General features: G+C 72.4%; 10 protein-coding genes and 1 tRNA gene. 2 read left to right on the top strand and 9 right to left on the bottom strand.

The annotated features are described in order from the left end of the window. The coding region (locus ACFO60_RS40480; protein WP_380852763.1) for an RICIN domain-containing protein at positions 1 to 425 on the top strand (425 nt) is incomplete at its 5' end. Between the two features lie 144 nt (positions 426 to 569). Here ACFO60_RS40480 and ACFO60_RS40475 read toward each other — a convergent pair. Both ACFO60_RS40475 and ACFO60_RS40470 read right to left on the bottom strand, forming a co-directional pair. Beyond that, positions 570 to 1,217, bottom strand: coding sequence for a class I SAM-dependent DNA methyltransferase (locus ACFO60_RS40475; RefSeq protein ID WP_380852760.1), 648 nt, complete (start codon positions 1,215 to 1,217; stop codon positions 570 to 572). A 197-nt stretch (positions 1,218 to 1,414) separates the two neighbouring features. Beyond that, positions 1,415 to 1,491: transfer RNA gene (locus ACFO60_RS40470), tRNA-Lys, on the bottom strand. 178 nt (positions 1,492 to 1,669) lie between these two features. Here ACFO60_RS40470 and ACFO60_RS40465 point away from each other — a divergent pair. Further along, positions 1,670 to 2,035 (top strand): PRC-barrel domain-containing protein, encoded by a 366-nt coding sequence (locus tag ACFO60_RS40465; protein WP_380852757.1) that lies wholly within the window; start codon positions 1,670 to 1,672, stop codon positions 2,033 to 2,035. 232 nt (positions 2,036 to 2,267) lie between these two features. Here ACFO60_RS40465 and ACFO60_RS40460 read toward each other — a convergent pair whose 3' ends face one another. From ACFO60_RS40460 to ACFO60_RS40430, 7 genes are read right to left on the bottom strand one after another with little or no spacing between them, the layout of a single operon-like run. Further along, on the bottom strand, positions 2,268 to 3,644 hold the full coding sequence (locus ACFO60_RS40460; RefSeq protein ID WP_380852754.1) for an alkaline phosphatase family protein: 1,377 nt from the start codon (positions 3,642 to 3,644) through the stop codon (positions 2,268 to 2,270). After that, positions 3,641 to 4,768, bottom strand: coding sequence for a metabolite traffic protein EboE (eboE, locus tag ACFO60_RS40455; protein WP_380852751.1), 1,128 nt, complete (start codon positions 4,766 to 4,768; stop codon positions 3,641 to 3,643). Before eboE ends, ACFO60_RS40460 begins: the two co-directional genes overlap by 4 nt. After that, entirely contained in the window at positions 4,768 to 5,625 is an 858-nt protein-coding gene (locus ACFO60_RS40450) for a TatD family hydrolase (RefSeq protein WP_380852748.1), read from the bottom strand. Before ACFO60_RS40450 ends, eboE begins: the two co-directional genes overlap by 1 nt. Then, positions 5,625 to 6,230: an EboA domain-containing protein gene (locus tag ACFO60_RS40445; protein ID WP_380852745.1), complete on the bottom strand. Its 606-nt coding sequence runs from the start codon at positions 6,228 to 6,230 to the stop codon at positions 5,625 to 5,627. The genes ACFO60_RS40450 and ACFO60_RS40445 overlap by 1 nt, the downstream gene beginning before the upstream one ends. Next, positions 6,227 to 7,075 carry a sugar phosphate isomerase/epimerase family protein gene (locus ACFO60_RS40440; protein ID WP_380852742.1) on the bottom strand — a complete coding sequence of 283 codons (849 nt, stop codon included), beginning with the start codon at positions 7,073 to 7,075 and terminating at the stop codon, positions 6,227 to 6,229. The genes ACFO60_RS40445 and ACFO60_RS40440 overlap by 4 nt, the downstream gene beginning before the upstream one ends. Continuing rightward, positions 7,072 to 7,920 carry an SCO3242 family prenyltransferase gene (locus tag ACFO60_RS40435; protein ID WP_380852739.1) on the bottom strand — a complete coding sequence of 283 codons (849 nt, stop codon included), beginning with the start codon at positions 7,918 to 7,920 and terminating at the stop codon, positions 7,072 to 7,074. Before ACFO60_RS40435 ends, ACFO60_RS40440 begins: the two co-directional genes overlap by 4 nt. Then, the gene (locus tag ACFO60_RS40430; RefSeq protein WP_380852736.1) at positions 7,917 to 9,068 is read right to left on the bottom strand and encodes an inositol-3-phosphate synthase; all 1,152 of its coding nucleotides are present in this window, start codon (positions 9,066 to 9,068) and stop codon (positions 7,917 to 7,919) included. Before ACFO60_RS40430 ends, ACFO60_RS40435 begins: the two co-directional genes overlap by 4 nt. Between the last annotated feature and the right edge of the window lie 334 nt (positions 9,069 to 9,402).

The raw sequence follows: 9,402 nt of genomic DNA, 5'->3' as shown, positions 1-9,402 counted from the left end.
CACCCACGGTGACCCCCACCCCCGAGCCCACCCCCACCCCGACTCCCGGCGGCAGCGGTCCGATCAGGGGTGTGGCCTCCGGTCGTTGCATCGACGTGCCGAACGCCACCACCACCGACGGCACCCAGGTGCAACTGTGGGACTGCAACGGCCAGACCAACCAGAACTGGTCCTCCACCTCCGCCGGTGAGATCAGGGTCTACGGCAACAAGTGCCTGGACGCGGCCGGCACCGGCAACGGCGTGAAGGTGCAGATCTACTCCTGCCACGGCGGCACCAACCAGCAGTGGCGCCGCAACTCCGACGGCAGCATCGCCGGCGTGCAGTCCGGACTGTGCCTGGACGCCACCGGCCAGGGCACCGCCAACGGCACCAAGATCCAGCTCTACACCTGCCACGGCGGCAACAACCAGAAGTGGAGCTAGAACGGCGGCACCGGATCTCCCCCCGGCTTCGCCTCCGACGCCGGGCGGGGGAACCGCCCAGCGGCCTGACCAACTCCACCTGCTGACCCATCTCTCTTCCTGCTGAGAGATGCTCCGGTGCGGCGGCCCCGCCGCACCGGAGACCTAGCGGGGCGGTGCTGTGGGTCGGCGGGCGAACAGGATCGCGCCCTGCTTCGTCTCGTCGGGGTTCAGCAGGTGCTGTGCTTCCACGGTGAAGCCCGCCTCGCGGAGCCAGTCGGCCACGCGGGACGGTTGTCGGTGGTACACGTACGCGTGCGTCGACTGGTCGCCGTCACTGGTCGTTTCGCGTATCGACTCATCACCTACGTGGAATCCCGCGGCCAGCACCCCGCCCGGTCGCAGTACCCGGTGGAACCGTCTGAGCACGCCCGGCACGGCCTCGTCGGGGATGTAGATCAGCGACCACCACGCGAGCACACCGGCGAGGGAATCGTCGGCGAGTTCCAGGTCGGTCATCGAACCGACCTGGAACCGCGCGCCGGGGTGCTCGCGTCGCGCGATCTCGATCATCGCGGGTGACAGGTCGATGCCGAACGCGTCCACGCCCAGTTCCCGCAGCAGGGCGGTGGTGTGCCCCGGCCCGCAGCCCACGTCGGCGACGGGCCCGCCGTCGATCGCGCGGACCAGGTCGGCGAACAGCACAACCCCTGCGCGAACGTAGAGCAGCCTGTCGAGCAGGTCACGGGTCTCGTCGGCGTAGCCGGCCGCGATGGCGTCGTAGGCGTTCCGGGTATCGGCCAACCAGGTCATCCCAGGATCGTAGCCCTTCGACCAGCCGAGCTGGAGGTGCCGCTGAGTGATCGTTCGCTCTGGGGCGGCGGCCCCGCCGCACCGGAGACCGTCACCTGATGCGCCGGCCACGTACCGGCCATGCCCCGCACGGGGCCGGAAATGACTGTGGGCACCCTCCGTCAAGTGAAGGATGCCCAGGCCATCGGCCATTGCCGTGGTGCGCCGCCAGGGACTCGAACCCCGGACCCGCTGATTAAGAGTCAGCTGCTCTAACCAACTGAGCTAGCGGCGCATGACCCTGTCCAGATTAGCGGCACTCCGGGAGTGCCCGTGACATCGGCCCCGGCGAGAGGATCACCGGGCCGCCTCACCTCCGGGTGAGGCGGCCCTGTCCACGGGTCGATGTTTCACGAGCGACGAGCGGGTAGGGCGAAGAGTCCCGACGAAACGATCGAAGGGAGAACACGAAGATGCAGCAGGATCTTTGGAGTTACAGCCCGACCGTGAGCGGCGCTCACCAGAGCTTCGACGTGGTCGGATATCACGTGGAGGCCACGGACGGCAAGATCGGTTCCGTGGACGACGCGACGTACGAGGTCGGCGAGAGCTACCTGATCGTCGACACCGGCCCGTGGATCTTCGGCAAGAAGGTCTTGCTTCCCGCGAGCACGGTGACCCGCATCGACCCGCAGGAGAAGAAGGTCTACGTCAGCCGCACCAAGGACGAGATCAAGGACTCTCCTGAGTTCGACGAGGCGAGTTACAAGGAGCCGGCCTACCGCAGCCAGGTCGGCGACTACTACGGCCGGTTCCCGTTCGGGCCGGGCACCCTCTAGGCATGTGCACCTGACAGGCCATCGCCTTCGTCGGCTCCGCGAGGCGCCGTGAAGGTCGCAAGGAAAGGCCGCGCCGGTCCGGCGCGGCCTTTCCGCGTTGCGGGCCCCTCAGGTTGCCGGCCGCCACCTCAGGTTGCCGGCCCCCTCAGGGAGACGAGCGCCACCTTGCCCGATCCCGCTCACCAGGACGGCGGCGGGCCGATCCACGGTGACCACGGCCCCATCGGGGGGTTCACCTCAGTGCGAGACGCAGGAGCAGGTCCTTGACGTCCGTGGCCTCGAAGCGTTCTCTGGCGGCCGAGGGGTCGGAGCAGAGGAGCACCGGGGCGTCGGCGGGGTCGGTGGGCAGCAGTCCATGGGAGCCGCGCACCGCGCGGGCGCCCGCGTCGAGCCCGACGACCTTCATCAGATAGCGCATGCCGAGCTTCTTGCGCAGCAGCGCCACCCCGGCCCGGCGCTTGGCGCCGCCGGGGTCCTCGGGGTCGAAGAGGAGTTCGGCGGGATCGTAGCCGGGTTTGCGGTGGATCTCGACCACGCGGGCGAAGTCGGGGGCACGAGCGTCGTCGAGCCAGTAGTAGTAGGTGAACCAGGCGTCGGGCTCGGCGAGCAGGACGAGTTCGCCGGAGCGAGGGTGGTCCAGGCCGTGCTCCCGCTTGCCTTCCTCGTCGAGCACCTCGGCGACGCCGGGGATGGACGCGCAGAGCTTGGCGACGGCCGGGACGTCGGCCGGGTCGGCCACGTAGACGTGCGCCACCTGGTGATCGGCGACGGCGAACGCCCGCGAGGTCCACGGGTCGAGGTACTCCATGCCCGCCTGGGTGTGGACGCGGAGGAGACCTTCGGCGCGCAGCGCCCGGTTGACGTCGACGGGGCGGGAGACGTCGGTGATCCCGTACTCCGACAGGGCCACGACGGTGCTTCCGCGCGCCGCGGCGGCGTCCAGCAGGGGGGTCAGCACGCCGTCGAGCTCGGCGGCGGCCGCCGCGGAGCGCGGGTCGGACGGGCCGTACCGCTGCAGGTCGTAGTCGAGGTGAGGCAGGTAGGCCAGCGTCAGGTCGGGGTTGTGCGCGGCCATGACGTGCTCGGTGGCGCGGCAGATCCACGCCGACGAGGCGATGCCCGCTCCCGGGCCCCAGTAGGTGAACAGGGGGAAGGTCCCGAGAGCCGACGTGAGCTCGTCGTGCAGCTCCGGCGGGAAGGTGTAGCAGTCCGGGTCCTTGCGGCCGTCGGCGTGGTAGATCGGCCGCGGTGTGACAGTCCAGTCGACGTCGGCGCCCATGGCGTACCACCAGCACACGTTGGCCACCGTGAAGCCGGGCCGCTCCCGCCGGGCGGCGTGCCACAGTTTGTCCCCGGCGACGAGTTCGTTGTGCTGGCGCCACAGCAGGACCTCGCCGAGGTCGCGGAAGTACCAGCCGTTGCCGACGATGCCGTGCTCGGCGGGCGGCGCGCCGGTGAGGAAGGTCGACTGCACCGAGCAGGTGACGGCGGGCAGGACGGTGCCGAGTTCGGCCTCGAAGCCGTCCGCGGCGACGGCACGCAGCCGCGGCATGTGGGCCAGCAGCCTCGGGGTCAGGCCCACGACGTCCAGGACCAGCAACGATGTCATGCTTTCACTCCCAGGTGGCGAAGTTCGGCGCGGACGAAGTCCAGTTCGTCGGCGATGCCCTCGGCGAGCTGCTCGCCGGTCTGCGGGCGCAGCGCGACCGGCAGGACGCCCCAGGTGTAGGTCTCCACGTCGAAGTGGTCGCACAGCGGCTGCGGGCCGCCGGCGAGTTCGGCGAGCGCCTCGCGCAGCAGCGGCGTGGTCGCCGTGAGCGGCGCGGCCGGTGAGACGTGCAGCGGTACGTGGTAGTGGACGCGCCACGGTGCGGGCAGCCGCCGGTCGAGGGCGTCGTCGAGGTCGTCGGCGGCGTCGCCCGCGGGGGTGCGCGTCTGGTGCAGGAAGCGCGGCTCGACGTACTCGCGCAGCGCCTCTGGCTCGTCGGTCTCCAGGGCCGCCGAGAGCTGGACCTTGACGATGGGCAGGCCGGCGTCGCGCAGCGCGCGCAACGCGGCGGCGGGTTCTTCCCAGGCACAGGCCAGGTGGGCTAGGTCGAGGCAGACGCCGAGCCGGTCGTGGTCGGCGTCCGCCAGGTGGGCCACGGCCTGCTCGGTGGTCTCGACGACGCAGCCGGGTTCGGGTTCGAACGCCACGCGTACGACGCGTCCGGTGTCGGACTCGACGGCGGCCAGGCCGGCGGCGAGCTCGTCGAGCCGGCGCGCGGCCTGCTCCGCCATCGTGGCGTTCCAGGGGTCGCGCCAGGCGAGCGGCAGGGTGGACACCGAGCCACGGGCGGCGTCGTCCGGCAGCAGGTCCGCGAGGACGCGCGCCAGGTCCAGGGTGTAGGAGAGCCGCTCCGGCGTCGTCCAGTCGGGCTGGTAGACCGCGTACTTGACCACCGGATCCTGGAAGGAACGGTAGGGGAAGCCGTTGAGGGTCACCACCTCAAGGCCCCGTGTGGTCAGCTCCCGGCGGAGCCTTCCGCGAAGCGCCGGATCGGCGGCGAGGGCGGCGGCGACGGGCGCGGCCAGCCAGAGCCCGAGCCCGAGGACGTCGACGCCGAGGCGTTCGCGGATCGGGACCGCGTAGCCGTCGAACTGGGCGATGATGCCGTCGAGATCCTCGGCCGGGTGCACGTTGGTGCAGTAGCTGAGGTGCAGCGGCGCCCCTCCGGGGTGGGACAGCCGCATCAGCTGCCCCCGCGTTTGATCGAACTGCCGGCGAAGGTCGGCTCACCTGCGCCGGCGCCGGCGCCGGTGAGGTCGAGACGCCCGGACTGCTCGTAGAACTCCACGGGGTTGCGCCACAGCACGCGGTCGACGTCGTCGGCGGTGAACCCTGCGGCCAGCATCGCCCTGCCGGTCTCCAGCGTCAGCAGCGGGTCCGAGACGCCCCAGTCTGCGGCGGAGTTGACCAGCATCCGCTCCGGCCCGTGCTTGCGCAGGATCTCCACCATGCGATCGGGGGTCATCTTGGTCTCGGGGTAGATGGAGAAGCCCATCCAGCATCCGGAGTCGTGCACGATGTCGACGGTGACCTCGTTGAGATGGTCCACGACCACCCGCCCGGGCGCGATTCCGGAGGCGGCGACGACCTCGACGGTGCGCCGGGTGCCGCGGGCCTTGTCGCGGTGGGGGGTGTGCACGAGCGCGGGCAGGTCGTGCTCGACGGCCAGGGCGAGTTGCCGTTCGAAGGCGTCGTCCTCTTCGGGGGTCATCGAGTCGTAGCCGATCTCGCCGACCGCGACGACACGGTCCTTGTCCAGGTAGCGCGGGAGCAGGTCCAGCACGGGCAGGCAGCGCGGGTCGTTCGCCTCCTTGGGGTTCAGCGCGATGGTCGCGTGGTGGACGACGCCGTACTGCGCGGCCCGGTACGGCTCCCAGCCGAGCAGCGAGTCGAAGTAGTCGGCGAACGAGCCGGGGTTGGTACGGGGCTGCCCCAGCCAGAAGGCGGGCTCCACGATCGCCTGGACCCCGGCGGCGGCCATCCGCGCGTAGTCGTCGGTGGTGCGCGACGTCATGTGGATGTGCGGGTCGAAAATGCGCATCAGGCCTCCTTTTGGGTCAGACGGTCGAGCAGGGCGGCCGCGTCGGCGGGCATCGGGCGTCCCGCCGCCGCGCGTTCGTCGGCGAAGGCGGCCAGCATGGCCGCCAGCTCGTGGTCGGCCCGCTCGTCCAGCCCGTCGACGGCGGTCAGGGGCACGCCCATGAACACGCATTTGAGCACCGCCTGCCGCCAGGCGGCCTGGTCGAGGTGGCGGGCGTACGGGCCGAGCGCGGCCGCCACCAGGCGCGTGTCGTTCGTGCGGATCGCGTCGTGCAGCAGCGGCACGGCCTCGGCGCCGACGGCGAGCATCGGCAGCGCCTTGAGCACGGCCCGTTTCTCGTCGGCGTCGCCGTAGCGGTAGAGCTCGCCGGTCTCGGCGACCAGCCGGTCCGGTGGCAGCGCGGACAGCAGCAGCGCCCGCGCGGCCTCGTCCGCCGTCCAGCCCGGCGCCCCGGGCAGGGGCTCCCGGCCGGCGCTCCGCCCGGCCGCGGCGAAGGACCGGCCGATCGTCCCGGGCCGCTCGGCCGCCGCGGCGAGCGCGCCCTCCAGCCACTCCCCCGGCGATGCGTCGCGCAGTGCGTCGCGTAGCCGTCGCGTCAGTGTCATGACGGTCTCCCTTCCACCGATGCCTTCTGTGCCGCGCGCAGGAAGTCGATCGAACGCGCGGCGACGGCGGGCGCCGCGTGGGAATGGCGGGGCAGCTCGACCGCGACCAGGCCCCGGTAACCGGCGTCGGTGAGCGCGCGCAGCACCGGCGGGAAGTCGATCTCCCCCTCGCCGAACTCCAGGTGCTCGTGCACGCCGAGCCGCATGTCGTCGATCTGGACGTTGACCAGGTGCTCGGCGACGCCGGCGACGCAGCCGGGCACCGGATCGGGCTCGTTGCAGCGGCAGTGCCCGATGTCGAGCGTGATGCCGAAGCCGTCCGGCGCGCCCAGGGCCCGGTGCAGCCGCCGCCAGCCGGCGATCGTCTCCACGAGCATCCCCGGCTCCGGTTCGAAGCCCAGCGGCACACCGGCCCGCCGGGCGGCCTCGGCGACCTGCTCGCACCCGGCCACCAGCCGGTCCCAGGCGACGGCCTGGTCGAGCGGGGCCGGGCGGATGCCGGACCAGAAGGACACCGCCTCGGCGCCCAGGTCGGCTCCGATCGCGACGGCGCGGCGCAGGAAGTCCACCCGCAGGCCGCGGTCGTCGTCGAGCAGCGTCGGGGCGTGTTTGCGCCGGGGGTCGAGCAGGTAGCGCGCACCGGTCTCGACGACCACCGCCAGATCGAGGGTGCGCAGCCGGTCGGCGACCTCCGCCACCCGCCGTCCCAGCCCGTCGGCGTACGGGTCGAGGTGGCAGTGGTCGAGCGTGAGCGCCACTCCCTCGTATCCGAGGCCGGCGATGACGTCGAGCGCGTCCGGCAGCCGGTGGTTGGCGAAGCCGTTGGTGCCGTAGCCGAACCTCATGTCGCCGCGATCTTCTTGACCAGGCGCCGGGCCAGCGGGGCCGCCGCCGCGATGGCGAGGGCGACGCGGGGGGCGCCGCCGCGCGCGGTGAGGGCTCCCTGGAGTGCGGGCAGGCTGACGATGCCCGCGGTGACCGCGTCGCGGACGCGCCCGGGCGAGGGGTCGGCGACGGCGCGCGCCTGAGGGAGCCCGAACTGGGCGGCGTACCAGCCGGCGAGGGCGGGCTGCGTCCCGTTCGCGCTGCCGCGGGCGGTGGCGGCGGTGAGCGCGACGGTTCCCGCCAGGGTCGCGGCGGGAACGCTCGGGTGCCCGCCCGACACCTCTCCGTGGGACAGCGTGGTGAGCAGGTACGTGTGGGCGGCGATCGTGGCGGCGGACGGCAGCGCGGCGGTGACGGAGCGCCCGGGACTGGCGCCCAGCAGCACGTCGAGGCCGCGGCAGAGCGCCATGGTCAGCGGGCCGGCGGCGGTGCCCTTGGCCAGCACGTCGTAGGCCCAGACGGCGGCGGCCAGCGGCGCGGCGACCGCCAGGGCACGCCGGCCGCCCGCGAGCCCGGCCAGGGCGACGCCGGCGACGGTGAGTCCCACCGCCGTGCCGAGGGCCGCGTTCGCGGGCACCCGCCCTGAGGGGATGGGGCGCTCGGGGCGCTCCACCGCGTCGAGATGCCGGTCGGCCCAGTCGTTGGCGGCCATCCCCGCCCAGTACAGGCAGACCGAGGAGCAGGCCAGACCGGCGGTGCGGCGGCCGAGCACCCCGCCGGCGGCCGCCCCGGCGACCACGTCGCCGGGGACCGACAGCGCGGCCGGGGCACGGACGAGGTCCAGCAGGTCGCGCAGCGTCGTCATAGCGGTGTGCTCCGCGCGCCGTACGAGGCGACGGCGTCGCGCAACGCCTGCCATTGGTCGGCCAGGGCGTGCGGGACCTCTCCGAGGGGGTCTTTGAAGAAGAAGGCCAGTTCGGTGAGCGGTCCCGTGCGCCCGGCCTGGTGGGCGGCCGCCGTCAGCCGCGCCAGGTCGAGGATCAACGGCGCGGCCAGGGCGGAGTCGCAGCCGTGCCAGCTGAACTCCATGCGCATGCGCGTGCCGAGGAAGCCCTCGAAGGTGATCAGGTCCCAGGCGGTCTTGAAGTCGTCGAGGTCCTCCACGAAGTCGATGCGGGTGTCGCCCTGCGGGACGTAGCCGAGCGTCTCGGCCAGCACCCGCTGCTTGCTGGCGGACTTGGCCGCGTTGGCCGCGGGCTCGGCCAGGTTGGCGCCGTCGCCGCCGCCCAGCAGGTTGATCCCCGACCAGGTGCGCACCTTCAGGTTGCGCTGGACGAACATCGGGGCGAGCACCGACTTGACCAGCGTCTCGCCGGTCTTGCCGTCGTGCCCCCCGTACGGGAGCCCCTGCTCGCGGGCCAGCGCGTCGAGGGCGGGCAGGCGGGCGCCGGTGGAGGGCGTGAAGTCGACATACGGGCAGCCGGCGCGCAGGGCGGCGTAGGCGACCAGGGAACTAGGAGGCAGGACGGGGTCCGGGCCGTGCAGCGCGGCATCTAACGCGTCGAGGTCGGCATGGGCAGGGTGTGACGGCGGCGCCGGTTCGGTGGTCGACACGTTGATCACGACGACCCGGTCCAGCCCGTGGCGCCGGCGGAAACGGTCGAGGTCGGCGCCGATCTCCTCCGCCGTCTCGGCCTGGGTGGCGCCGACCGGCAGCGGCCGCACGTCCTGTTCGATCTCGAGCAGCGCGTCCCGCACGGCCTCGGCGAGCCGGGCCGGGACGATGCCCGCCTCGGCCAGCGCGGCGGCCTTCTTGTCCAGGAGGACCGAGGAGATGTCGTGGCCGCCGAAGACCAGGTCTCCGATGCCGGGCAGGGAATCGCTGTGCAGTCCGGGCGACTCAAGGACGCATCCGGTCGGCGCGGCCAGGCCCGCCCGCACCGCCAGGGCTCCGGTCATGCTGGTGACCGCGACCGATCCTCGTGCTCCGATCAGCCATACTCCGGTACTCATCAGTCTCCTCTCGCGGTCGGTTCGTCATGGCAAGGTGCGCACGGCAGAGTGCGCACGGCGGGTGAGCTCTCGCGGACGGCCGCGACGGTGCGCCGCCGTCCGCGTGAGGTGTGATTCGGACCCATGTCCCGGCGCCCGCCAGGCCCCCGCGCACGGGTGGCCGGCCTCGGTGACCGGGACGCGCCGGACCCCGGCGGCAGGACTCATGATTCGAAGCCCAGCGGCAGATACTTCTGCGCGTTCTCCTTGGTGATGGTCTCCGACGTCAGCGTGATCGACTGCGGCACCTGCTGCTCGACCAGATCACTCAGACCCTTGCCCTGAGCGATGAGCC

Source organism: Sphaerisporangium dianthi (assembly GCF_042654065.1).
Lineage (GTDB): Bacteria > Actinomycetota > Actinomycetes > Streptosporangiales > Streptosporangiaceae > Sphaerisporangium > Sphaerisporangium dianthi.
This window is presented reverse-complemented; position numbering and strand designations above follow the sequence as displayed.

What these genes read in the sequence shown, in the direction of transcription:
- ACFO60_RS40445 (WP_380852745.1), bottom strand. Translation starts at nt 6,230, where the DNA reads ATGACACTGACGCGACGGCTACGCGACGCACTGCGCGACGCATCGCCG.
- eboE (WP_380852751.1), bottom strand. Translation starts at nt 4,768, where the DNA reads ATGCGGCTGTCCCACCCCGGAGGGGCGCCGCTGCACCTCAGCTACTGC.
- ACFO60_RS40465 (WP_380852757.1), top strand. Translation starts at nt 1,670, where the DNA reads ATGCAGCAGGATCTTTGGAGTTACAGCCCGACCGTGAGCGGCGCTCAC.
- ACFO60_RS40435 (WP_380852739.1), bottom strand. Translation starts at nt 7,920, where the DNA reads ATGACGACGCTGCGCGACCTGCTGGACCTCGTCCGTGCCCCGGCCGCG.
- ACFO60_RS40475 (WP_380852760.1), bottom strand. Translation starts at nt 1,217, where the DNA reads ATGACCTGGTTGGCCGATACCCGGAACGCCTACGACGCCATCGCGGCC.
- ACFO60_RS40430 (WP_380852736.1), bottom strand. Translation starts at nt 9,068, where the DNA reads ATGAGTACCGGAGTATGGCTGATCGGAGCACGAGGATCGGTCGCGGTC.
- ACFO60_RS40460 (WP_380852754.1), bottom strand. Translation starts at nt 3,644, where the DNA reads ATGACATCGTTGCTGGTCCTGGACGTCGTGGGCCTGACCCCGAGGCTG.
- ACFO60_RS40450 (WP_380852748.1), bottom strand. Translation starts at nt 5,625, where the DNA reads ATGCGCATTTTCGACCCGCACATCCACATGACGTCGCGCACCACCGAC.
- ACFO60_RS40440 (WP_380852742.1), bottom strand. Translation starts at nt 7,075, where the DNA reads ATGAGGTTCGGCTACGGCACCAACGGCTTCGCCAACCACCGGCTGCCG.